This is a genomic window from Sphingomonas sp. FG14 (assembly GCF_057809675.1).
Genome location: NZ_JBMDKK010000002.1, coordinates 635,429 through 658,767 on the forward strand (window position 1 = coordinate 635,429; position 23,339 = coordinate 658,767).

The following is a 23,339-nucleotide window of genomic DNA, read 5'->3' on the forward strand; positions in this document are numbered from 1 at the left end:
GAGCAAGAAGGGGAGAGGCGATATGGAATATGGCATTCTCGGCTGGATCGTTGTCGGGCTGATCGCGGGCGCGCTCGCGAAATGGATCATGCCGGGCAAGGATCCTGGCGGCATCTTCGTCACCATATTGATCGGCATCGCCGGTGGCCTGGTCGGCGGCTTCATCAGCAGCCGGCTTGGTCTGGGTGGCAGCGGCAATTTCGTCAACATCCTGGTGGCGACCGCCGGCGCGATCCTGTTGCTCTGGATTTATCGGATGGTGAAAAGCCGGTCGGCCTGAATCGGCCCGGCCCGCGCGATGGGCGCGGCTGAACTGATCGGATTGGCGGCAAGCATCAGCCTGTTGTCGGGATGGCGCATCTATCTATGCGTCTTCGCCACCGGCCTCGCCATGCGCACCGGCTGGATAGAGCTGCCGCAGCATCTTTCCGGGCTCGATGCGCTCGCCAATCCCTGGGTGATCGGCATATCCGCGATCGGCCTGCTCGCCGAATTCTTCGCCGACAAGATCGCCTGGCTCGACACGATCTGGGACGGTTTGCACAGTTTTGTCCGTCCGGTCGGCGGCGCCTTGCTCGCCATGGCGATCGTCGATCCACAGGATCCGGCATGGCAGGTGGCCAGCCTGTTGCTCGGCGGCAGCGCGGCGCTGCTCAGCCATGGCGCGAAAATGGGAACCCGCGTCGTCGTCAACGCCAGTCCCGAACCCTTCAGCAACATCGCAGTTTCGAGCGGCGAGGATATCGCGACGGGCGGCCTGTTGCTGCTGGTGCTGGCGAATCCGATCGCGGCGGTGGCCGTCGCCATCTGCCTGTCGCTTGCCGCGATCGCGCTGATCGTGACGCTCCGTCGATGGATTCGCCGTTTGCGGCCGGGCGATCGGAGTGCGCTTGACTGACTCATAACTGCTGGGTTATCGGATCAATCGATAGCCAGAGAGTTATGTATTTCGATGCGCGATGGTCACGACCTGATTTTCAAGACTCTCGCGGATCCGACCCGACGGGCCATTTTCGAGCGGCTGTGCCGGGACGGGGAGCGGACGGTTCGCGCGATCACCGTGGATGCCGGGGTATCGCAACCGGCGGTTTCCAAGCATCTCGCCGTACTCAAACAGGCCGGGTTCGTGCTCGATCGACAGGACGGCCGCCAGACCCATTACAGCGCGCGGCGCGATGCGCTGGCGCCGTTGATCGACTGGACCAGCCGCATGACCGGATTCTGGGAGACCAAATTCGATGATCTCGAAGACCTGCTGAAGAGAATGGATCAATGACCGGAACGTCGACCGAAACGCGCTCGATCGTCGTCGAGCGCGAGATCGGCCATCCGCCCGAGCGGATCTGGCGCGCGCTCACCGTGCCGCATTTCATCGAGGAATGGCTGATGAAGACCAGCTTCGCGCCTGTGCTTGGCCATCGCTTCGATTTTCGTGCGGATTGGGGGGCGGTCGACTGCGAGGTGCTCGCCATCGAGCCGAACCGGACATTATCGTACACATGGGGCGATCACGATCTGAAAAGCGTCGTCACCTGGACGCTCACGCCCACCGATACGGGCACCCGGCTGCGCATGGAGCAGACCGGCTTCCAGCCTGATCAGCCGCGTTACTATCATGGCGCCAGGGCCGGTTGGCCGCGTTTCCTCGCCGCACTGGAGCAGCTTCTCGCGCGGATGGACTGACCCCGACCCACACCCTTTCCGTCGCAGGAGGATGTCTTGAAGTGGAATCACTGGATCCGGCAATTCCATCGCTGGGTGTCGATCGCCTTCACCTTGGCGGTCATCGTGAATATCGTCGTGATGTCGCAGGGGCAGCCGCCCTTCTGGGTCGGCCTTCTGGCGCTATTGCCGCTGATTCTCCTGCTCGTCACCGGTCTCTATCTTTTCGCGCTGCCCTATGCGGCGCGGCGGCGGTCCGGTGCGTTCGAGCGACCGCTATGACCAAGACGACGAAAGGCCCGGTCCTGCTGTCGGGCGGCAACCCGCAAATCGCAAAGGGTGAGGGGGACGCGCCCGTCCAGGCCTATATCGCGGCGATGCCGGGCTGGAAAAGCGATGCCGGTCATCGGCTCGACGCGTTGATCGACCGCACCGTTCCGAACGTGCGCAAGGCAGTGAAGTGGAACTCTCCGCTCTATGGCGTCGAGGGGCAGGGCTGGTTCCTCGGCATCCACTGCTTCACCCGCTATATCAAGCTCGCCTTCTTTCGTGGCGCGTCGCTCGATCCGCTTCCGCCGGTGGCGTCGAAGGACGAGAACACCCGTTATTTCCATATTCACGAGGATGAGGTGGTGGACGAGGCGCAACTGGCGCGCTGGATCGAGCAGGCGGCGGCGTTGCCGGGCTGGATTCCGTGAAGAAAAGGATAGCAAGACGATGAGCAAGGGCGAAGCGCAGGGCGGGAAATCGCCATCCGAACTGATCGACGATCGCATCGCGGAACTGGACGATTGGCGAGGTGAGACCCTTGCCCGGCTGCGTGCGCTGATCCGCGAGGCCGATCCGGAGATGACCGAGGACTGGAAATGGCGCGGTGTGCCGGTCTGGTATCATGACGGGATGGTGTGCACCGGGGAAACCTATAAGGCGGTCGTGAAGATGACCTTCGCCAAGGGCGCTGCGCTCGACGATCCGTCCGGGCTGTTCAATTCGAGCCTGGACGGCAATGTTCGCCGCGCGATTGATATCCGCGAAGGCGAGGCGATCGACGAAGCTGCGTTGAAGGGGCTCATCCACGCGGCGATCGCGCTGAACCAGTCGGGCACGCGGCGATCAAAGGCCCAGTGATATGCCCAGCCAATAGGCGGCTGCGGCGGCGGCCAGCGCGGCGACCGACGCGCTGAGCACGCGCAGGCCGAAGCTTCGGCTGCCGAAGATGATCGCGTAAGCGGCTTTCGAAACGGTGTTGCTGATCACCGCCACACCGATCGCGGCGACCGCGATCATGTGGCTGAGATCCGCCGCCATACCGGTGACCGCGACCACCACGGCGTCGACGTCAGCAAGACCGGAGAGTGCCGAAACCAGGATCAGCCCGCTGTCGCCGAGCAGGCTGGCGGCCGCTCGCGAGAGGAAGGCGACCGCAGTCAGCATCGCCGCCATCTTGAGCACCGACACGATGTCGAACGGGTTCTTGGGCTGGCTGTGCTCGCCGGGCCCGTCATGGCGGCGCGCGAAGATCCCCGCGAAACCCGCCATGACGATCGCACCGGCGCCCAGCGGCAGGAACAGCGCCGGACCCAACGGGGCTGCCAGCACCCCGACCAATATGGCGGTGCGCACATAGGATACCGCGCTGGCCGCGAGCGCGCCGGCGGCCAGGGTGCTCGACCCTTCGATCTCGGTGGAGCGGCGGGCATTGGTCAGTGTCGTCGCGGTGGACGAGATCACGCCGCCGATCGCGCCCGCGACCAGTTCGCCGCGCGCCGGGCCGAGCAACCGGACGGCGACATATCCGCCGAACGAGATCGCCGCCAGGATGATGACCAGCAACCAGGTCCGCGACGGCGATATCCCGCCGAACGGCCCGATCGGATCCTCGGGAAGCAGGGGCAGGATGATGAAGGTCATGCCCAGCAGGACAATCGCCGAGCGCAGCTCCGCCCAGCTCAGCCTTTCCACGAAATTGTGCAATACATCGCGGCTCGCCAGGATTGCGACCAGCGCCACGCCGGCGGCGGATGCGAGCGTGAGGTCACCCATCGCCGACAGCGTGCCGAGCGCGAAGGTCAGCATCGCCGCGACCGTCGTGGTCGCGCTGAACTTGTCGTCGGCCACCGCCTCGCGATACTGGTAGAGCGCGAACACCACCGCAAAGGCCGTGAACATCGCGGCGATCACGATCGCCGCGCCCACGGGGCCAAAACCTGGCATCGCCGCGATCGAGCCGGTGATGCCACCCAGCATGCCGACAAGGCCGAAGGTGCGTATGCCTGCGGTGCGTTTGCCGTCTTCCTCGTCGCGCTCGCGCCAATGGCGCTCGGTTCCGACGATGACCCCGATCGCAATCGCGAAGATCAGGCGCTGAAGAGGTTCGATCGCATCCATCGTCGACATCTCGGTCGTGAAGCGGGCCGCCGTCAACATCAAAGCCGTCCGGAACCGCCAGGCCGCCTTGTCCGGCACCCGGATATCCGGCGGCATCTTGCGTTTCGCGTCGTGGCTGGCATCACAGTGCGATGACACTGCATGCACCGGCGGCCGCTTCGCGCCCCAACCGCATCGTGACGGCGTTGCTCGCCGCGTTGCTCGTCGCCATCCTGCTCTTGCAGACCGCCGCCGCGCCGCTGCGCGAGCCCAATGCCGACGATGATTTCACTTTGCGGGAAGTGATGTTGCCGATGCGCGACGGGGTGAAACTCTACACGATCATCCTGACTCCCAAGAACGCGAAGGGCTATCTGCCGATCCTGCTTCAGCGCACACCTTATGAGGCCTCGGCGACGATGGGGGCGAAGGCGCATCCCGATCTGAACGCCGTGCTGGGACCGCGCTTCGCGGAACTGCCGGGCTATATCTGGGTGTTCCAGGACATTCGGGGCCGCTACAAATCCGAGGGCGATTATTCGCACAATCGGCCGCTGCGCGGGCCGCTCAACGATACGCCCACCGACGAATCGACGGACGCGTGGGACAGCATCGAATGGCTGGTTCGCAATGTGGAGGGCAATAACGGCCGTGTCGGCATCTACGGCACATCCAATCCCGGCTGGCTGGTGCTGAATGCATTGATCGGGCCGCATCCCGCGCTCAAGGCGGCGGTCCCCGTCAACGCAGTCGGCGATCTCTGGATGGGCGACGATTATTTCCACAACGGCGCCTTCCGCCTCAGCTTCGCGGTCGAATATCTCTACCGCATGGGCACGCGCGCCGATGCGCAACTCGCCATGGCGTTCAACCACCACGACCTCTATTCCTGGTTCCTGAAGGCCGGCAGCGCGGGCGATATCGACGCGCGCTATTTCGACAAGCGCCAGGCCTTCTGGAAGCTCGCGCTCGAGCATCCTGCCTATGACGCCTATTGGCAGGCCAAGGCGATGCCGCCGTTGCTTTCCGCAGCAAACACGAACAGCGTGCCGACGCTCAACGTCCATGGCTGGTTCGATCAGGAGGACATCTACGGTGCGCCCGCCACCTACAAGGTGATGGAGAAGAGTGACACCGCGAACGACCGCAACTTCTTCTCGGCTGGCCCCTGGTATCACGGGCAGAGCTGGGGCAATGGCGAGAATATCGGCGCGATGCGCTGGAGCGAGGATACCGCCAGACGCTGGCGCGAGGATGTGCTGGCACCTTTCCTGGCGCATTATCTGAAGGACGGCCCCGCGCACGGCGTCGCGCCCGCGACGGTGTTCGAGACCGGCAGTAACCGTTGGCGCCGTTTCGACGCCTGGCCGCCGCGCCAGGTGGAATCGCGCAAGCTCTATCTGGGCGCCGGCAACAGCCTGGTCTGGGCCGCGCCGGGTGGGGAGGGGAGCGATTCCTATGTTTCCGACCCCGCCAAGCCCGTGCCTTATCAGCCACGCCCGATCCGCCGGATCGTCGGCGATGCCGATGGACTGGCGGGCTGGCGGTCCTGGCTCACCATGGATCAGCGCTTCGTCGACGGCCGCCCCGATGTGCTCACTTATGTGAGCCCGCCGCTGGAGGAGCCGCTCACCCTGCGCGGCACCATCCTCGCGCATCTCCAGGCCGCGACGAGCGGCACGGACTCCGACTGGGTGGTCAAGGTGATCGACGTGTTCCCGGACGACAATCCCGACGACGACCGGCTGGGCGGCTATCAGTTCATGGTGGCGGGGGACATCTTGCGTGGCCGCTACCGCGAGAGCTTCAGCACCCCCCGGCCGATCGCCGCGAACCGGCCGTTGGGCTACGAACTCCGCCTGCCGCAGGTGAACCACCGTTTTCGCCGCGGACACCGGCTGATGGTGCAGATCCAGTCGAGCTGGTTTCCCCTTTACGATCGCAATCCGCAGCACTTCGTGTCGAGCATCATGCACGCGAAGCCGTCCGACTATCGCGCCGCGACCCAGACCATTTATCGCAGCGCGCGCTACCCGTCCTATCTGGAGCTGCCGGTCGATCCATCCGCCGATTGATATGGCCAGGGACCTCGAATCGCGCGGGCGCTCTTCTGCTTGATGGGCGGCGTTATTTCTTCAGGTGATCGCGGAAAAGCGGGATCAGGGCGATGAAGGTGCCGAGATTGTCGTAGAACAGTTCGCGGCTCAGCCCGCCGAAATCCATGTCGACGTCCATCTCCATCACCGGATCTCCATCCTTGTCGACATAGGCGCGGCCCCAGCGCTGATTGCGGTTCCAGTCGTTGATGCGTTCGAGCGTCGCCTTGACGTCGTTGAAGCCCGTATAGAACTGGATCGTGGTGCAGCCGGTCTTCCCCTTCGCGCAGTTGAGGAAGAAGATCGTCACCGGCACCCCGGAATCGGCGGTGCGCACATAGTCGGCGTCCGATCCCTTGATGAGTTCGGCCTTGTAACCCTTCGCCTGGAGCAGCGAGACGAGTTTCTGATGGTCCGCCGTCACCTGTTCCGCAGCCGCCGGTGCCGCCGCCATCGCGAGCGCCCAGATCGCCGCCGCTCCCACCCAAATGCGCCTGTTCATGCCGATGTCCTTCCCCCCTGGAGAAAGGCGAGCCTGTTCGCGCTGCCGGCGGCTGTCAACGCGGGCGGAGCCGAAAATGGCGGATTTCCGCCTAATTGCGAATCATTCTCACTGGTTCACGGCCTTGCTTCGCGGGTGCAGCAGTCCTAAAGCCCCGCCATAAATCTGGCCGAACGAGAGTCCCTTGGTCGATCTGTCACAATATCTCCCGATCCTGCTCTTCCTGGGCGTGGCATTGGTGCTGTCCAGCGTGTTCGTCTTTGCGCCCATGGCCGTTTCGCGGCTGACGGGCGCACATCAGCCGACGCCTGAAAAGCTCACCGAATATGAATGCGGCTTCCCCGCGTTCGAGGATAGCCGCGCGCAATTCGACGTGCGCTTCTATCTGGTCGCGATCCTCTTCATCATTTTCGATCTGGAGGCCGCGTTCCTGTATCCCTGGGCTGTGTCGCTGGGCGAGATCGGCTGGGCCGGCTGGACCGCGATGATGATCTTCTTGGCGGAGCTCGGGCTCGGCCTTGTCTATGCCTGGAAGAAGGGAGCGCTCGAATGGGAGTAGAACTCAGCCCATCGATCCCCGGTGCACCGCCGCCGGGCACGCTGCCCGATCAGTCCTTTTTCGACGGGCTGAACGGCGAGCTTTCGGACAAGGGTTTCCTCGTCACCTCGACCGAGGAACTGTTCCAATGGGCCCGTACGGGTTCGCTCTGGTGGATGACCTTCGGCCTTGCCTGCTGCGCGGTCGAGATGATCCATGTGAATATGCCGCGTTACGACATGGAGCGCTTTGGCGCCGCGCCGCGCGCGTCCCCGCGCCAATCGGACGTGATGATCGTCGCCGGCACGCTCTGCAACAAGATGGCGCCGGCGCTGCGCCGGGTCTACGACCAGATGTCGGAGCCCAAATACGTCATCTCGATGGGAAGCTGCGCCAATGGCGGCGGCTATTATCATTACAGCTATAGCGTCGTGCGCGGTTGCGACCGGATCGTCCCGGTCGATATCTATGTGCCGGGCTGCCCGCCGACTGCTGAGGCGTTGCTCTATGGCGTGATGCAGCTCCAGCGGAAAATCCGCCGCATCGGCACGATCGAGCGCTGATATGGCCAGTCCCGCACCCGCATACGCCAGTAACGATGGCGTGATCGACGCCATACGCGCGGCACTTGGCCCGGCATTGGTCGATGCGATTGAATCCGTCGGCGAGATCAAGCTGATCGTCGCGCCGGCATCGCTGGTCCAGGCGATGACGACGTTGCGCGACGATTGCGGCTATCAGCAGCTCATGGAGATCGCTGGCGTCGACTGGCCGGATCGCGAAGAGCGGTTCGAAGTCGTCTATTGCCTGCTGAGCCTCACGAAGAACCACCGCATCCGTGTTCATGTCTCGACCGACGAGGACAGGCCGGTGCCTAGCGTGACCGGGATCTGGCCCGTCGCCGGCTGGCTGGAGCGCGAAGTGTACGACATGTACGGCGTGCTCTTCACCGGCAACCAGGATCTTCGCCGCATCCTGACCGACTATGGCTTCCGCGGCCATCCGCAGCGCAAGGACTTCCCGCTGACCGGCTATGTCGAGCTGCGCTATTCGGAAGAGGCGAAGCGCGTGGTGTACGAGCCCGTCCAGCTCGCCCAGGATTTCCGCAGCTTCGATTTCATGAGTCCCTGGGAAGGCGCGCAATATGTGCTGCCCGGCGACGAGAAGGCGAAGCTGCCCGAGGCCAAGGGCGCGCCGACGCCGTTGAAGGCGGACGAGATCAAGAAGGCCGATGCGGAAAAGGTGGAGGCCAAGGCGCCGCCGCCGACGCCCAAGACCACCGAGAAGCCGGCCGATACCGGTGCTGGCGAGCCGGCGAACACCGTCGCAGCGAAGCGTTCGCCCGCGAAGAAGGCGGCTTCGAAGGCTACGGCCAAGCCTGCCGCGACCAAGGCGCCGGCCAAGCCGCGTACACCGCGCAAGCCCAAGGGTGAGGCATGATGGTTGACCATGTGGCTGAACTGGAAGCGCAGGTGAACGACGAGAAGCCGACCGTCGGCGATGTCGAGATCCAGAATTACACGATCAATTTCGGGCCGCAGCACCCGGCGGCGCACGGCGTGCTGCGCATGGTGATGGAGCTGGACGGCGAGATCGTCGAGCGCGTCGATCCGCATGTCGGCCTGCTCCATCGCGGCACCGAGAAGCTGATCGAGTACAAGACCTATCTGCAGGCGCTGCCCTATTTCGACCGGCTCGACTATTGCTCGCCGCTTGGCATGGAGCACAGCTATGTGCTGGCGGTCGAGAAGCTGCTCGACCTGGAAGTGCCGCTGCGCGCGCAATATCTGCGCGTGTTCTTCGCCGAGCTGACGCGCATCTGCAATCACATGCTGAACCTGGGCGCCCATGTGATGGACGTCGGCGCGATGACGCCGAACCTGTGGCTGTTCGAGATCCGCGAAGACTGCATGAATTTTTTCGAGCGGGCGTCGGGTGCGCGCATGCACGCCGCATGGTTCCGCCCCGGCGGGGTCCATCAGGACGTGCCGCTGAAGCTGCTCACCGATATCGGCGAATGGCTCGACACCCGGCTGCCGCGCCTGTTCGAGGATGCGATCAGCCTGGTCGCGGACAATCGCATCTTCAAGCAGCGCAACGTCGATATCGGCGTGGTCAGCAAGGACGATGCGGTCAAATGGGGCTTTTCCGGCCCGATGATCCGCGCTGCGGGCATCCCCTGGGATCTCCGCAAGAGCCAGCCCTATGACGCCTATGCGCGGATGGAATTCGAAATTCCCGTCGGCACCAAGGGCGATTGCTACGACCGTTTCATGGTCCGCGTCGAAGAGGTGCGCCAGTCCGCGCGGATCATGCGCCAGTGCCTGGCGCAGATGCCCGAAGGACCGGTGGCGAGCTTCGACCGCAAGGTGGTGCCGCCCAAGCGCGGCGAGATGAAGCGCTCGATGGAAGCGCTGATCCACCACTTCAAGCTCTATACCGAGGGCTTCCACGTTCCCGCCGGCGAGGTCTATGTCGCGACCGAAAGCCCCAAGGGCGAATTCGGCGTCTATCTGGTCGCCGATGGCAGCAACAAGCCGTATCGCTGCAAGATCCGGCCGACCGCGTTCAGCCACCTCCAGGCGATGGACTTCATGATGAAGGGCCATATGCTTGCCGACACCACCGCCGTGCTCTCGGCGATCGACGTGGTGTTCGGGGAGTGCGACCGGTGACGGCGCCGGCCGTCATCAGCATCGGCGACAAGCTGGCATCGTTCGCGGATCACTGGAACCCGCGGATCCTGGGCAGCTATAACGGCAATGAGGTGCGCGTCGCGAAGGTGGAAGGTGAGTTCACCTGGCACCATCACGGCGAGACCGACGAACTGTTCCTGGTGGTGTCGGGCGAGCTCGGTATCGAGTTCCGCGACGAGACCCGCCATCTGAAGGCAGGCGAGATGATCGTCGTCCCCAGGGGCGTGGAGCATCGGCCCTTCGCCACCGCCGAATGCCACATCCTGCTGATGGACCGCGAGGGCGAACCCAATACCGGCGCGAATCCGTCTGAATATACGCGCGAAAAGCTGGAAACGATCTGATGGCCGACGCACCCCAAATCCCCGATGAGGCGGAGACCCGCGCGCGCTGGGGCGCGTTCGCGTGGACGGCCGAGAATGCCGAAACCGCCAAGGAAGTGATCGGCCGCTATCCGGCGGGCCGGCAGGCCTCCGCCGTGATGCCGCTGCTCGATCTCGCCCAGCGTCAGGTGGGCGCGGAAACGAACACGCAGGGCTGGTTGCCGATCCCGGTGATCGAATATGTCGCGCGCGAACTCGATATGCCGTTCATGCGCGCCTATGAGGTCGCGACCTTCTACACCATGTACAATCTGGCGCCGGTCGGCCGCTACCATGTGCAGGTCTGCGGTACGACGCCGTGCATGCTGCGCGGATCGGACGATGTGATGGCCGCATGCAAGAACCACGGCCTGCAAAAGGGCAAGACCACGCCCGACGGCCTGTTCACGCTCACCGAGGTCGAGTGCCTGGGCGCCTGCGCCAATGCGCCGATGGTTCAGATCAACGACGATAATTACGAGGATCTGGACTTCGACAGCATGAGCCGCATCCTTGCCGCGCTGGCCAATGGCGAGACGCCGAAGCCTGGCCCGCAGATCGAGCGGCAGACGAGCTGCCCCGAAGGCGGCCCGACGACATTGAAGGAAATGGTGTCGGCGAACCACGATTATCGGGGGCAGTGGAAATGAGCCTGCTCGACAAGGATCGCATCTTCACCAACGTCCATGGCTTCCAGCCGTGGAATCTCGATGCCGCGATCAAGCGGGGCGACTGGGACGATACCAAGGCGCTGCTCGCGCGCGGTCCCGACGCTATCATCGAGGAGATCAAGGCCTCGGGCCTGCGCGGCCGTGGCGGCGCGGGCTTCCCCACCGGCATGAAGTGGAGCTTCATGCCCAAGGAACCGCGTCCCGATCGCCCGAATTTCCTGGTGATCAACGCCGACGAGTCCGAGCCCGGTTCGTGCAAGGACCGCGAGATCATCCGCCACGATCCTCACAAGCTGATCGAAGGCGCGCTGGTCGCGGGTTTCGCGATGCGTGCGCGCGCCGCCTATATCTATATTCGCGGCGAGTTCATCCGTGAGGCGGAGACGCTGTTCGCCGCTGTGCGCGAGGCTTATGCCAAGGGCCTGCTCGGCAAGAACGCCGCCAAGTCCGGCTATGATTTCGACGTGTTCGTCCATCGCGGCGCCGGCGCCTATATCTGCGGCGAAGAGACCGCGATGCTCGAAAGCCTCGAGGGCAAGAAGGGCCAGCCGCGCCTGAAACCGCCGTTCCCGGCGGGGGCGGGGCTTTATGGCTGCCCGACCACCGTGAACAACGTGGAATCGATCGCGGTCACGCCGACGATCCTTCGTCGCGGTGCGCCCTGGTTCAAGAGCTTCGGCAACGAGAACAATGCCGGCACCAAGCTGTTCCAGATCAGCGGCCATGTGAACAAGCCGTGTGTGGTCGAGGAAGCGATGTCGATCCCGTTCCGCGAGCTGATCGAAAAGCATTGCGGCGGCATTCGCGGCGGGTGGGATAATCTGCTCGCCGTCATCCCCGGCGGATCCTCGGTGCCGCTGGTGCCCGCGGCGCAGATCATGGACGCGCCGATGGATTTCGACGGGCTGCGCGCGCTGGGTTCCGGCCTGGGCACCGCCGCCGTCATCGTCATGGACAAGTCCACCGATGTTGTCCGCGCGATCAGCCGCCTCAGCTATTTCTACAAGCATGAAAGCTGCGGCCAGTGCACGCCGTGCCGCGAGGGCACCGGCTGGATGTGGCGCGTGATGGAGCGGCTGCGCGAAGGCAATGCCGACATCTCCGAGATCGACACACTGTTCGACGTCACTAAGCAGGTGGAAGGCCACACAATCTGCGCGCTGGGCGACGCGGCGGCGTGGCCGATCCAGGGCCTGATCCGGCATTTCCGCCCCGAGCTGGAACGCCGGATCAACGAGAAGAATGGCGGAATCATGGAGGCCGCGGAGTAACATGCCAAAGGTCACCGTAGACGGCATCGAACTCGAGGTTCCCACTGGCGCCACCGTGCTCCAGGCGTGTGAACTGGCGGGCAAGGAAATCCCGCGCTTCTGCTATCATGAGCGGCTGAGCATCGCCGGCAATTGCCGCATGTGCCTGGTCGAAGTGAAGCCGGGGCCGCCCAAGCCGCAGGCGTCGTGCGCGCTGCCGGCTGCTGAGGGCCAGGAGATCCGCACCGACAGCCCGATGGTCAAGAAGGCGCGCGAAGGTGTGATGGAGTTCCTGCTCATCAACCATCCGCTCGATTGCCCGATCTGCGACCAGGGCGGCGAATGCGACCTGCAGGATCAGTCGATCGCCTATGGCAAGGGCCATAGCCGCTACGACGAGAACAAGCGGGCCGTGACCGAGAAGAATATGGGCCCGATCGTGAAGACGGTGATGACGCGCTGCATCCAGTGCACGCGCTGCATCCGCTTCGCGGAGGAAGTGGCGGGCGTGCCCGATATCGGCGCGATCCATCGCGGCGAGAACATGCAGATCACCACCTATCTGGAGGGGGCGGTCAAGTCCGAGCTGTCGGGCAATGTCGTCGATCTCTGCCCAGTGGGTGCACTGACCAGCAAGCCCTATGCCTTCGAGGCGCGGCCTTGGGAGCTCAAGAAGACGCTGGCCATCGATGTGATGGACGCGGTGGGCACCAACATCCGTATCGATAGCCGTGGCCGCCAGGTCCTGCGCGCGCTGCCGCGCATCAACGAGGACGTGAACGAGGAATGGGCGTCGGACAAGACGCGCCATGCCGTCGACGGCCTTGTCCGCAAGCGGCTCGACCGGCCCTATGTGCGCCGCGACGGCAAGCTGGTTCCCGCGACCTGGGAAGAGGCGTTCGCCGTCATTGCCACCGCCGCCAAGGGCGCGGGCAATGCGGTTGCCGCGATTGCCGGCGATCTGGTTGATTGCGAGACCATGTATGCCGCCAGGGCGCTGGTCGGCTCGCTCGGCTCCTCGCTGCTCGAAGGGCGGCAGACGGGGCTCGCCTATGACGTGAGCAACCTGGCCGCCGTCAATTTCAACTCGACCATCGCGGGTATCGAGACCGCCGATGCGATCCTGATCGTCGGCAGCAATGTCCGCTGGGAAGCGCCATTGGTGAACACGCGCATCCGCAAGGCGATCAAGAAGGGCGCGAAGGTCTTCGCGGTCGGCGCGGAGACGGACCTCACCTACAAGGTCGAATGGCTGGGCAATGATCTGTCTCTGCTCGCCAAGCTGCCCAAGGCGGTGACCGAGGCGTTCGCGGGCGCCCAGCGTCCGGCGGTGATCGTCGGCGGTGGCGCGCTCAAGAACGGGCAAGGCGCGACGCTCGCGCTCGTCAAGACGCTCGGCCTGATCAAGGATGGGTGGAACGGCTATAACGCGCTGCATTTCTCGGCATCGCGCATGGGCGGGCTGATGCTCGGCTATGCCCAGCCGGGCGGCATCGCCGATATCGTCGCGGCCGCGCCCAAGCTGACCTTCTTCCTGGGCGCCGACGAGGTGGATTTCTCCAACTTCGCCGACAGCTTCAACGTCTATGTCGGCCATCATGGTGACAAGGGTGCGCATGCGGCGGACGTGATCCTGCCCGCCGCCGCCTATACCGAGAAGCCCGGTACCTATGTGAACCTGGAAGGGCGCGTGCAGCGCGGCGATCGCGCGGTGTTCCCCCCGGGCGACGCGCGTGAGGATTGGACGATCTTCCGTGCGCTGTCGGCCGTGATCGGCACGCCGCTGCCCTTCGACACGATCGAGCAGCTTCGCGCCGCGATGGCCGCCGACGTGCCCGCTCTGGGTGTCGAGGGTCTGGCCGCCTATGACTGGGCGCCGCCCAAGCTCGCCGCCGCAGCGTCGGGCGAGATCGGCTATCCGATCAAGGATTTCTACCTGACCAACGCGATCTGCCGCGCATCGCCGACCATGGAGCGCTGCTCGGTCGAGCTCGTGCGGGGTGAGGAATATCTGGAGGCCGCGGAGTGACCGAGTTCTTCCAGACCTATCTGGGCTATGGTTTCGGCTGGTTTCTCGCCACGCTGATCCTGATCCTGATGATCGCGCTGCCGCTGATGCTGGCCGTCGCGATGATCATCTATGCCGATCGCAAGATCTGGGCGGCGATGGCGCTGCGTCGCGGCCCCAATGTCGTCGGTCCGCTCGGCCTGCTGCAATCCTTCGCGGACGGCTTGAAGGTGTTCCTCCAGGAAACCATCATCCCGTCCTCGGCCAATCGCGGTCTCTTCCTGCTCGCGCCGATCATCACCTTCACCGTCGCGCTGATCGTCTGGGCGGTGATCCCGTTCGGCGCCGGCATGGTGCTGGCCGATATCAATGTCGGCCTGCTCTATATCCTGGCGGCATCGTCGCTCGGCGTTTACGGCGTGATCATCGCGGGCTGGGCCTCGAACTCGAAATATCCATTCTACAGTGCCTTGCGCGCTGCGGCTCAGATGGTTTCTTACGAAGTCTCGATCGGTTTCGTGCTGATCTCGGTGGTGCTGTGGGCTGGAACGTTCAATCTGACCGGCATCGTCGAGAGCCAGAAGGGGCTGTACGGCTTCGTCAACGGCAACGGCTTCAATCCGCTGCTCTTCCCGATGGCGGTGGTGTTCCTGATCTCGGCGCTGGCCGAAACCGCGCGCGCGCCGTTCGATCTGACCGAGGCTGAATCGGAACTCGTCGCGGGATACCAAACCGAATATTCGTCGATGAGCTTCGCGCTGTTCTGGCTTGGCGAATATGCCAACGTCATCCTGATGTGCGCGCTCAACGCCATCCTGTTCTGGGGCGGCTATCTGCCCCCGATCGACTGGGCGCCGCTCTACGCCGTGCCCGGCATCATCTGGCTCTTCATCAAGATCCTGGTGTTCTTCTTCATCTTCTCGTGGATCAAGGCGACGGTGCCGCGCTACCGGTACGACCAGCTGATGCGGCTGGGCTGGAAGATCTTCCTGCCATTCTCGCTGATCTGGGTCTTCCTCGTCTCCGGATTCCTCATGCTTACCCGTTACGGAGGCGTGCAATGAGCCTCGCTCATTTCGTCAAGTCATTCACGCTCTGGGAGTTCGTGAAGGCGCACTGGCTGACCTTGAAGTATTTCTTCAAGCCCAAGGCGACGATCAACTACCCGTACGAGAAGAACCCGATCTCGCCGCGGTTCCGGGGCGAACATGCCCTGCGTCGCTATCCCAATGGCGAGGAACGCTGCATCGCGTGCAAGCTGTGCGAAGCGGTGTGCCCGGCGCAGGCGATCACGATCGAGGCCGAACCGCGCGACGACGGCAGCCGCCGCACCACGCGCTACGATATCGACATGACGAAGTGCATCTATTGCGGCTTCTGCCAGGAAGCATGCCCGGTGGATGCGATCATCGAGGGGCCGAATTTCGAATTCGCGACCGAAACCCGCGAGGAGCTTCTTTATGACAAGAACAAGCTGCTCTCGAATGGCGACAGATGGGAAAGCGCGATCGCCGCGAACCTTGCCGCCGATGCACCGTACAGGTAGGGCGCGCGCATGATCCAGGCCCTTGCCTTTTACCTGTTCGCATTCGTCGTGATCCTCTCGGGAGCGCTGACGATCACCGCGCGCAACCCGGTCCACTCGGTGCTGTGGCTGATCCTCGCCTTCTTCAATGCGGCGGGGCTGATGCTGATCGCGGGCGCGGAATTCATCGCGATGCTGCTGGTCATCGTCTATGTGGGCGCGGTCGCCGTGCTGTTCCTGTTCGTCGTCATGATGCTCGACATCGATTTCGCCGAGATGCGCGCCGGTTTCGCGCGCTATGCCATGTTCGGCCTGCTGATCGCGGTCGTGCTGGTGGGTGAGATGATCGTCGCGGTCGGCGCATGGAGCGCGGGCAAGATCGAGCTGGCGCAGCGCATCGCGCCGACGCCGGCGGACATGCCCAATATCCAGGCGCTCGGCGGGCTGCTCTACAGCCGCTACCTCTATATCTTCGAGGCCGCCGGGCTTGTCCTGCTCGTGGCGATGATCGGCGCGATCGTGCTGACCCATCGTGCGCGTGGCGGCACCAAGCCGCAGAAGATCTCCGATCAGAACAAGCGCAGGCCGCAGGATGCGACGCGCAACGTCAACCAGCCCGTGGGGCAGGGGGTGGAGCTGTGATTGGTATCCAGCATTATCTGGTGGTGAGCGCGATCCTGTTCGTCATGGGGGTGCTCGGCATCTTCGCGAACCGCAAGAACGTGATCATCATCCTGATGGCGATCGAACTGATCCTGCTCGCGGTGAACATCAACCTCGTCGCATTCAGCGCCTATCTGGGCGATCTGGTCGGGCAGGTCTTCGCGATGTTCGTGCTGACCGTCGCCGCTGGTGAGGCGGCGATCGGCCTTGCGATCCTCGTCATCTATTTCCGTGGCCGTGGCACCATCGCGGTCGACGACATCAACCGGATGAAGGGGTAATTCCCGGTGGATAGAATCCTCTTCGTCGTTTTCCTGCCGCTGCTGGCCGCGATCGTCGCGGGCTTCGGCAATCGCATGCTGGGCAACACCGTGGCCAAGTCGATCACGACCGGCGCGCTGTTCATCTCGTGCGCGCTGTCCTGGTCGATCTTCGTGCCGTTCCTCGCCGGCCATGCCGATGCGCAGGTCGTGCCCGTGCTGCAATGGATCCGCTCAGGCGACCTGTCCGTCGACTGGGCTCTGCGCGTCGATACGCTGACGGCGGTGATGCTGGTCGTCATCACCACGGTCTCCGCACTCGTCCACCTGTATAGCTGGGGCTATATGGCGGAGGACGACAGCCAGCCGCGTTTCTTCGCCTATCTGTCGCTCTTCACCTTCGCGATGCTGATGCTCGTGACCGCCGACAATCTGGTCCAGATGTTCTTCGGCTGGGAAGGCGTAGGCCTGGCATCCTATCTGCTGATCGGTTTCTGGTACAAGAAGCCCAGCGCCAATGCCGCCGCGATCAAGGCGTTCGTCGTCAACCGCGTCGGCGATCTTGGCTTCATGCTCGGCATCTTCGGCACCTTCTGGGTGTTCGGCACCGTCTCGATCCCCGCGATCCTCGAGGCCGCGCCGTCGATGGCCGGGTCCACGATCGGCTTCCTCGGCATGCGCCTCGACGTCATGACCGTGCTGTGCCTGCTGTTGTTCGTCGGTGCGATGGGCAAGTCCGCCCAGCTCGGCCTGCACACCTGGCTTCCCGACGCCATGGAAGGCCCGACCCCGGTTTCGGCGCTGATCCATGCCGCCACCATGGTGACGGCGGGCGTGTTCATGGTCTGCCGCCTGTCGCCGATGTTCGAGGTAGCGCCCGTGGCGCTCGGCTTCGTCACCTTCATCGGCGCCGCGACCTGCCTGTTCGCGGCGACCGTCGGCACGACCCAGACCGACATCAAGCGCGTCATCGCCTATTCGACCTGCTCGCAGCTCGGCTACATGTTCTTCGCGGCCGGCGTCGGCGCCTATGGCGCGGCGATGTTCCACCTGTTCACCCACGCCTTCTTCAAGGCTCTGCTCTTCCTGGGCGCGGGTTCGGTAATCCATGCGATGCACCACGAACAGGACATGCGCTATTATGGCGGCCTGCGGAAAAAGATCCCGCTCACCTTCTGGGCGATGATGGCGGGCACGCTCGCGATCACGGGCGTCGGCATTCCGCTCGTCGGCATCGGCTTCGCCGGCTTCTATTCGAAGGACATGATCCTCGAAGCCGCCTTCGCCTCGGGCTATCACGGCCAGGTCGCCTTCGCGGTCGGCGCGTTCGCCGCGCTGCTCACGAGCTTCTATTCGTGGCGTCTGATCTTCCTCACCTTCTTCGGCAAGCCGCGCTGGGAGCAATCCGAGCATATCCAGCATGCCGTTCATGACGATCATCACGGCCATGCCGATCATGGACATGCCGCGCACGGTCATGACGATCATGCGCATGGCCATGCCGAAAGCGACGGCACGGCGGGCTATCACCCGCACGAAAGCCCGCTGCCGATGCTGGTGCCGCTGCTCGTGCTCGGCCTGGGCGCGGTCTTCGCGGGCGTCGCCTTCCACCATGCCTTTATCGGTTCGGAGCATGGCGCTGAATTCTGGAAGGGCAGTCTGGCGTTCGACGCGCATCTGATGCACGCGGCACATGAAGTGCCGGTCTGGGTGAAGTTCACGCCGTTCGCGGTGATGCTGACCGGCCTGTTCATCGCCTGGTGGGCCTATATGAAGGACACGACCCTGCCGGCTCGCTTCACGGCGTCGGCGCGCGGCCTCTATGCCTTCCTGCTCAACAAATGGTATTTCGACGAGCTCTACAACATCCTGTTCGTGAAGCCGGCCTTCTGGTTCGGCCGCCTCTTCTGGAAGAAGGGCGACGAGGGCACGATCGATCGCTTCGGCCCCAACGGGCTGGCGGCGCTCGTGGTGCGCGGCAGCGCGATCAGCGCGAAGCTGCAGTCGGGATATCTCTACACCTATGCGCTGGTGATGCTGCTCGGCCTTGCGGCCGCGGCCACCTGGGCGATCGCGGGGCGGTGATCGAACAATGAACGGGCTTCCCATCCTTTCGATCATGCTGGGCGTGCCGATGGTCGCGGCCATCGTGTGTCTTTACGTCAACGCGCAGACCGCGCGGACGGTCGCGCTGGGCGCGACCCTGGTCGATTTCGTCCTCGGCATCCTGCTCTGGGTGAATTTCGACGCGAGCGTCGGCGGTGCGCAGTGGCAGTTCACCGAATATGTGCCGGTGTTCGGCCGCTTCGCCTGGGCGTTGGGCATCGACGGTATCGCGCTGATGCTGATCATGCTTTCGGTATTCCTGATGCCGATCTGCATCCTGGCGAGCTGGGAGTCGATCGAGGACCGCGTCGGCGAATATATGGCGGCGTTCCTGCTCATGGAAACGCTGATGATCGGCGTGTTCACCGCGCAGGATCTGTTCCTGTTCTACATCTTCTTCGAGGCCGGCCTGATCCCGATGTACCTCATCATCGGCATCTGGGGCGGTGCGAACCGGATCTACGCCAGCTACAAATTCTTCCTCTATACGCTGCTCGGATCGGTGTTGATGCTGATCGCGATGCTGTGGATGGCGCAGGAGGCCGGGACGACTTCAATCCCGCAGTTGATGGCGTATGATTTCCCGGCGAACGCGCAGACCCTGCTTTTCCTCGCCTTCTTCGCCAGCTTCGCGGTGAAGATGCCGATGTGGCCTGTCCACACCTGGTTGCCCGACGCGCACGTGCAGGCGCCGACGGCGGGCTCGGTCATCCTGGCCGGCGTGCTGCTCAAGATGGGCGGTTACGGCTTCATCCGCTTCTCGCTGCCGATGTTCCCGATCGCTTCGGCCGAACTCGCCTGGCTGATCTTCGCGCTGTCGATGATCGCGGTGGTGGTGACCTCGCTGATCGCGCTCGTCCAGCAGGACATGAAGAAGCTGATCGCCTATTCCTCGGTCGCGCACATGGCGATCGTGACGATCGGCCTGTTCTCGTTCAATCGCCAGGGTCTCGAAGGCTCGATGGTCGTGATGCTTAGCCACGGGCTGGTCTCCGGCGCGCTCTTCCTGTGCGTCGGCGTGATCTACGACCGGCTCCATACCCGCGAGATCTCGCGTTATGGCGGCCTTGCGAACAACATGCCCAAATACGCCCTGTTCTTCATGCTGTTCACCATGGCGTCGGTCGGCCTGCCGGGCACCAGCGGCTTTGTCGGCGAATTCCTGGCGCTGGCGGGCATCTACGAGATGTCGAGCTGGGTCGCTTTGGTCTGCACCACCGGCATCATCCTGGGTGCGGCCTACATGCTCTATCTCTATCGCCGGATCGCATTCGGCGAACTGACCAAGGATGATGTCCGCGCCATGCCCGATCTCTCGGGCCGCGAAATCTGGCTGCTCGCGCCGATCGCGGTGGTGGTGATGTGGATGGGCATCTATCCCGAAAGCTTCATCGCGCCGATGCGCAAGGATATCGGCACGCTCGTCGCGCGGCTTGAGCCGACCCGGCCGACCGGCGACATGAAGATCGCGGCAGGCAAGCCCGCGCCCGCTGCCGAGCACGGCCCAACCCATGAAACTCAGGCGGAGGCGCACTGATGGACTACGCGCAATCCGTTCTGATGGCGCTGCCGGAGGTGATCATCACCCTCGGCGCGCTCGCCCTGCTGCTCGTCGCGGCCTATGCCGGCGACAAGGCCACCCGCGCCGTGAGCTGGCTCGCCGTGCTGGTGCTCGCGGGGGCCTCGGTCAGCCTGCTCGGCCTGCCGGGTAATGGCGGGGAGGCCTTCCATGGCCTCTATCGCGCCGATGGCTTCGCGGCGTTTTCCAAGCTGCTGATCTACATCGCGGCGGCGGTATCGATCGCGATCGCGCCGGCCTTCTTCTCGCGTGGCGAGCCGTTGCGCGCGGAATATCCGGTGCTGATCCTGCTGGCCTCGGTCGGCATGGGCATGATGGTGTCGGCGGGCGACCTGCTGACGCTCTATGTCGGGTTGGAGCTCAACAGCCTTGCCGCTTATGTGCTCGCCAGCTTCATGCGGCGCGACACGCGCTCGGCCGAAGCGGGCCTCAAATATTTCGTGCTCGGCGCACTGGCCAGCGGCATCCTGCTTTACGGCATCTCGCTGCTCTACGGCTTTACGGGCACGACATTGTTCGATGGCGTCGCCGTGGCGATGCGCGATGGCCTGTCCAATGGTGAATTGTTCGGACTGGTGTTCGTGCTCGCCGGCCTGGCGTTCAAGATCAGCGCGGTGCCGTTCCATATGTGGACGCCCGACGTGTACGAAGGTGCGCCGACGCCGGTGACGGCCTTCTTCGCTTCCGCGCCTAAGGTCGCGGCGATGGCGCTCACCGCGCGCATCGCGGTGGAAGCGATGGGCCCGGCCACTGACGCCTGGCGCCAGATCATCGTCTTCGCCGCACTGGCGTCGATCGTGCTCGGCGCGGTCGCGGCGATCGGCCAGAGCAACATCAAGCGCCTGCTCGCCTATTCGTCGATCAACAATGTCGGCTTCGTGCTGATCGGCCTTGCCGCAGGCACGCAGGCTGGCGTCTCGGCGGTGCTGACCTATCTCGCCGTCTATGTCGCGATGACCTTGGGCAGCTTCCTGTGCGTGCTCCAGATGCGCGATGCGGAGGGCAACCATGTCGAGAGCATCGCCAGCCTGTCCGGCTTGTCGCGCACGCGCCCGGCGCTTGCCGCCGCCTTCGCGATCTTCATGTTCAGCCTGGCGGGCATTCCGCCGCTGCTCGGCTTCTGGGCGAAGTTCCTGGTGTTCGACGCGGCGGTCGCCGCAGGCCTGTGGCCGCTCGCCGCGATCGGCATCGCCGCATCGGTGATCGGCGCCTTCTATTATCTGAAGATCGTCAAGACGATGTATTTCGACGATCCGGCGCCGAGCTATCGCCCGGTGGACAGCTATGTCGAAGGTGGGCTGATCGCGCTCGCCGCTCTCTTCGTCTCGCCGCTCGGCTATTTCCTGATCCCCGCGCTCGGCGTGGCGACGATGAACGCGGCGCAGGCGCTGTTCTGATCGGCATCATGCACGGGCCTTCATCTGCCTTCGGCGGGGAAGGCCCGTCGACATGACCGTGATCCGCACCGTCGAGCGGACCGAATCGACCAATCAGGACATGCTCGCGCTTGCCGGCGCCGGTGAATCCGAAGGGCTTTGGCTGCGCGCCGTCACCCAAAGCGCGGGGCGCGGGCGGCTCGGGCGGAACTGGTCTTCGCCGCCGGGCAATCTGTATGTCAGCACGCTGGTGCGGCCGCGCATCAGCGATCCGTCCGTCGCCACGCTCGCGCTCGTCGCGGCGGTCGCGCTCCACGAAGTGCTTGTCGCATGGAGCGGCAGCGACGCGCTCCGTATCAAATGGCCCAACGACATATTGCTCGACGGTGCGAAACTGTCGGGCATCCTGCTCGAAGGGGCGGGCGATGCGGTCGTGATCGGCATCGGCGTCAATCTGGCGCATCACCCGGAGGGGCTCGATCGCCCGGTGACGAGCTTGGCCGCGCACGGGGCCGCGCCGGATCCGGCTCTGTTTCTCGACGACCTCGCCACCGCGTTCGCGCGCTGGCTGGCGCGCTGGCGCGGCGAGGGGCTGGAACCGGTGCGCGAACGCTGGCTGGCCGCCGCCCATGCGCGCGGCACCGCACTGACCGCGAACCTACCCGATGGCGAGAGCATCGAAGGGCTGTTCGATGGTCTCGACGCGGGTGGGGCGCTTATCCTGCGCTTGGCGGACGGCACGTCGCGTGCCATTCACGCCGCTGATGTCTTCCTGATTTGAAGGACGCGACATGTTGCTCGCCATCGATGCCGGAAACACCAATGTCGTCTGCGCGCTGGTCGATCAGGGCCAGATTCGCGCGCGCTGGCGCATCGCCACCGATCCGCGCCGCACCGGCGACGAATATGCGGTGTGGGTCAACCAGCTCCTCCAGCTCGAAGGGCTCGATCGCAGCGTCGTCGATGGCGTGATCATCGGTACCGTCGTTCCGCGCACGCTCCACAACCTCCAGGTGCTGAGCAGTAAATATTTCGGCGTGGAAGCGGTCATCGCGGGACAGGGCGCCGCGCAATGGGGCTTCCCGCTCGATGTTGATGAACCGCAGAATCTGGGCGCCGATCGCGCGCTCAACATGATCGCCGCGCATGCCCAGCATGAAGGCGACCTGATCATCATCGATTTCGGCACCGCGACCACTTTCGACGTCGTCGATTATCGCGGCGCCTATAAGGGCGGGGTGATCGCGCCGGGCGTCAACCTGTCGCTCGACGCGCTGGTCACCGCCGCTGCCAAGCTGCCGCGCATCGCCATCGAAACGCCGACGAGCGATTCGGTGATCGGCCGCAACACCGTCGATCAGATGCATATCGGCATCTATTGGGGCTATGTCGCGATGATCGAGGGGTTGCTCGCGCGCACCAAGGCGGAAATCGGCCGCCCGGCAAAGGTGATCGCCACCGGCGGGCTGGCGACATTGTTCGAGATGCACGATATGTTCGACGTGATCGAGCCCGATCTCACGATCCGCGGACTCTCGATGCTCTACGAGCGCAGCCGCGGCTGATGCCTCGAATGCCGCACCGGCCTCGCGCCGGTGCTTTTGCGTTGCCGGCCTTCGGCATCGCTAGGTTCGGCGTCTCGCCGGGCCGACAGGATAGAATTGGACCGATCAAGACG

General features: G+C 64.2%; 27 protein-coding genes. 25 read left to right on the plus strand and 2 right to left on the minus strand.

Annotation, left to right across the window (positions count from 1 at the left end; genetic code table 11):
* Window positions 1-22 precede the first annotated feature (22 nt).
* The 7 genes from ACODTA_RS11145 to ACODTA_RS11175 are packed head-to-tail and all read left to right on the plus strand — an operon-like array spanning window position 23 to window position 2,790.
* A complete protein-coding gene (locus ACODTA_RS11145; RefSeq protein WP_489065975.1) occupies window positions 23-280 on the plus strand; it encodes a GlsB/YeaQ/YmgE family stress response membrane protein in 258 nt (85 codons plus the stop codon).
* Window positions 281-298: 18 nt separating this feature from the next.
* The gene (locus tag ACODTA_RS11150; RefSeq protein ID WP_489065976.1) at window positions 299-898 is read left to right on the plus strand and encodes a DUF4126 domain-containing protein; all 600 of its coding nucleotides are present in this window, start codon (window positions 299-301) and stop codon (window positions 896-898) included.
* Window positions 899-952: 54 nt separating this feature from the next.
* Entirely contained in the window at window positions 953-1,276 is a 324-nt protein-coding gene (locus ACODTA_RS11155; protein WP_489065977.1) for an ArsR/SmtB family transcription factor, read from the plus strand.
* On the plus strand, window positions 1,273-1,683 hold the full coding sequence (locus ACODTA_RS11160; protein WP_489065978.1) for an SRPBCC family protein: 411 nt from the start codon (window positions 1,273-1,275) through the stop codon (window positions 1,681-1,683). Before ACODTA_RS11155 ends, ACODTA_RS11160 begins: the two co-directional genes overlap by 4 nt.
* Before the next feature lie 36 nt (window positions 1,684-1,719).
* Entirely contained in the window at window positions 1,720-1,944 is a 225-nt protein-coding gene (locus tag ACODTA_RS11165) for a hypothetical protein (RefSeq protein WP_489065979.1), read from the plus strand.
* Window positions 1,941-2,360, plus strand: coding sequence for a DUF1801 domain-containing protein (locus ACODTA_RS11170; protein ID WP_489065980.1), 420 nt, complete (start codon window positions 1,941-1,943; stop codon window positions 2,358-2,360). The genes ACODTA_RS11165 and ACODTA_RS11170 overlap by 4 nt, the downstream gene beginning before the upstream one ends.
* A 19-nt stretch (window positions 2,361-2,379) precedes the next feature.
* Window positions 2,380-2,790, plus strand: coding sequence for a DUF1801 domain-containing protein (locus ACODTA_RS11175; RefSeq protein WP_489065981.1), 411 nt, complete (start codon window positions 2,380-2,382; stop codon window positions 2,788-2,790).
* Here ACODTA_RS11175 and ACODTA_RS11180 read toward each other — a convergent pair.
* A complete protein-coding gene (locus ACODTA_RS11180) occupies window positions 2,776-4,146 on the minus strand; it encodes an MgtC/SapB family protein (protein WP_489065982.1) in 1,371 nt (456 codons plus the stop codon). The two genes, ACODTA_RS11175 and ACODTA_RS11180, sit on opposite strands and share 15 nt — an antisense overlap.
* 35 nt (window positions 4,147-4,181) lie before the next feature.
* Between ACODTA_RS11180 and ACODTA_RS11185 the strand changes: the two genes are divergently transcribed.
* Window positions 4,182-6,104: a CocE/NonD family hydrolase gene (locus tag ACODTA_RS11185; protein WP_489065983.1), complete on the plus strand. Its 1,923-nt coding sequence runs from the start codon at window positions 4,182-4,184 to the stop codon at window positions 6,102-6,104.
* A 52-nt stretch (window positions 6,105-6,156) separates the two neighbouring features.
* On the opposite strand, the gene ACODTA_RS11190 is transcribed toward ACODTA_RS11185, so the two are convergent.
* On the minus strand, window positions 6,157-6,627 hold the full coding sequence (locus ACODTA_RS11190; RefSeq protein ID WP_489065984.1) for a YbjN domain-containing protein: 471 nt from the start codon (window positions 6,625-6,627) through the stop codon (window positions 6,157-6,159).
* A gap of 184 nt (window positions 6,628-6,811) precedes the next feature.
* Between ACODTA_RS11190 and ACODTA_RS11195 the strand changes: the two genes are divergently transcribed.
* From ACODTA_RS11195 to ACODTA_RS11275, 17 genes are read left to right on the plus strand one after another with little or no spacing between them, the layout of a single operon-like run.
* Window positions 6,812-7,186 carry an NADH-quinone oxidoreductase subunit A gene (locus ACODTA_RS11195; RefSeq protein ID WP_489065985.1) on the plus strand — a complete coding sequence of 125 codons (375 nt, stop codon included), beginning with the start codon at window positions 6,812-6,814 and terminating at the stop codon, window positions 7,184-7,186.
* Window positions 7,177-7,728, plus strand: coding sequence for a NuoB/complex I 20 kDa subunit family protein (locus tag ACODTA_RS11200; RefSeq protein WP_489065986.1), 552 nt, complete (start codon window positions 7,177-7,179; stop codon window positions 7,726-7,728). The genes ACODTA_RS11195 and ACODTA_RS11200 overlap by 10 nt, the downstream gene beginning before the upstream one ends.
* 1 nt (window position 7,729) lies before the next feature.
* A complete protein-coding gene (locus tag ACODTA_RS11205; protein ID WP_489065987.1) occupies window positions 7,730-8,605 on the plus strand; it encodes an NADH-quinone oxidoreductase subunit C in 876 nt (291 codons plus the stop codon).
* On the plus strand, window positions 8,605-9,840 hold the full coding sequence (locus tag ACODTA_RS11210) for an NADH-quinone oxidoreductase subunit D (protein ID WP_489066203.1): 1,236 nt from the start codon (window positions 8,605-8,607) through the stop codon (window positions 9,838-9,840). The genes ACODTA_RS11205 and ACODTA_RS11210 overlap by 1 nt, the downstream gene beginning before the upstream one ends.
* Complete coding sequence (locus ACODTA_RS11215; protein WP_489065989.1) at window positions 9,837-10,205, plus strand: cupin domain-containing protein; 369 nt, start codon at window positions 9,837-9,839, stop codon at window positions 10,203-10,205. The genes ACODTA_RS11210 and ACODTA_RS11215 overlap by 4 nt, the downstream gene beginning before the upstream one ends.
* Window positions 10,205-10,873 (plus strand): complex I 24 kDa subunit family protein, encoded by a 669-nt coding sequence (locus ACODTA_RS11220; protein ID WP_489065990.1) that lies wholly within the window; start codon window positions 10,205-10,207, stop codon window positions 10,871-10,873. The genes ACODTA_RS11215 and ACODTA_RS11220 overlap by 1 nt, the downstream gene beginning before the upstream one ends.
* Complete coding sequence (gene nuoF, locus ACODTA_RS11225; RefSeq protein WP_489065991.1) at window positions 10,870-12,165, plus strand: NADH-quinone oxidoreductase subunit NuoF; 1,296 nt, start codon at window positions 10,870-10,872, stop codon at window positions 12,163-12,165. The genes ACODTA_RS11220 and nuoF overlap by 4 nt, the downstream gene beginning before the upstream one ends.
* A 1-nt stretch (window position 12,166) precedes the next feature.
* The gene (gene nuoG, locus ACODTA_RS11230) at window positions 12,167-14,173 is read left to right on the plus strand and encodes an NADH-quinone oxidoreductase subunit NuoG (protein ID WP_489065992.1); all 2,007 of its coding nucleotides are present in this window, start codon (window positions 12,167-12,169) and stop codon (window positions 14,171-14,173) included.
* Entirely contained in the window at window positions 14,170-15,216 is a 1,047-nt protein-coding gene (gene nuoH / locus ACODTA_RS11235) for an NADH-quinone oxidoreductase subunit NuoH (protein ID WP_222989989.1), read from the plus strand. The genes nuoG and nuoH overlap by 4 nt, the downstream gene beginning before the upstream one ends.
* A complete protein-coding gene (nuoI, locus tag ACODTA_RS11240) occupies window positions 15,213-15,698 on the plus strand; it encodes an NADH-quinone oxidoreductase subunit NuoI (RefSeq protein WP_489065993.1) in 486 nt (161 codons plus the stop codon). Before nuoH ends, nuoI begins: the two co-directional genes overlap by 4 nt.
* Before the next feature lie 9 nt (window positions 15,699-15,707).
* The gene (locus tag ACODTA_RS11245; protein ID WP_489065994.1) at window positions 15,708-16,319 is read left to right on the plus strand and encodes an NADH-quinone oxidoreductase subunit J; all 612 of its coding nucleotides are present in this window, start codon (window positions 15,708-15,710) and stop codon (window positions 16,317-16,319) included.
* A complete protein-coding gene (gene nuoK, locus ACODTA_RS11250) occupies window positions 16,316-16,621 on the plus strand; it encodes an NADH-quinone oxidoreductase subunit NuoK (RefSeq protein WP_489065995.1) in 306 nt (101 codons plus the stop codon). Before ACODTA_RS11245 ends, nuoK begins: the two co-directional genes overlap by 4 nt.
* A gap of 6 nt (window positions 16,622-16,627) precedes the next feature.
* On the plus strand, window positions 16,628-18,685 hold the full coding sequence (gene nuoL / locus ACODTA_RS11255; protein ID WP_489065996.1) for an NADH-quinone oxidoreductase subunit L: 2,058 nt from the start codon (window positions 16,628-16,630) through the stop codon (window positions 18,683-18,685).
* A gap of 7 nt (window positions 18,686-18,692) precedes the next feature.
* Window positions 18,693-20,243, plus strand: coding sequence for an NADH-quinone oxidoreductase subunit M (locus tag ACODTA_RS11260; RefSeq protein WP_489065997.1), 1,551 nt, complete (start codon window positions 18,693-18,695; stop codon window positions 20,241-20,243).
* Window positions 20,243-21,682, plus strand: coding sequence for an NADH-quinone oxidoreductase subunit NuoN (gene nuoN, locus ACODTA_RS11265; protein WP_489065998.1), 1,440 nt, complete (start codon window positions 20,243-20,245; stop codon window positions 21,680-21,682). Before ACODTA_RS11260 ends, nuoN begins: the two co-directional genes overlap by 1 nt.
* Window positions 21,683-21,734: 52 nt before the next feature.
* Window positions 21,735-22,442 (plus strand): biotin--[acetyl-CoA-carboxylase] ligase, encoded by a 708-nt coding sequence (locus tag ACODTA_RS11270; RefSeq protein WP_489065999.1) that lies wholly within the window; start codon window positions 21,735-21,737, stop codon window positions 22,440-22,442.
* Between the two features lie 10 nt (window positions 22,443-22,452).
* Window positions 22,453-23,226, plus strand: coding sequence for a type III pantothenate kinase (locus ACODTA_RS11275; protein WP_489066000.1), 774 nt, complete (start codon window positions 22,453-22,455; stop codon window positions 23,224-23,226).
* Window positions 23,227-23,339: the final 113 nt, after the last annotated feature.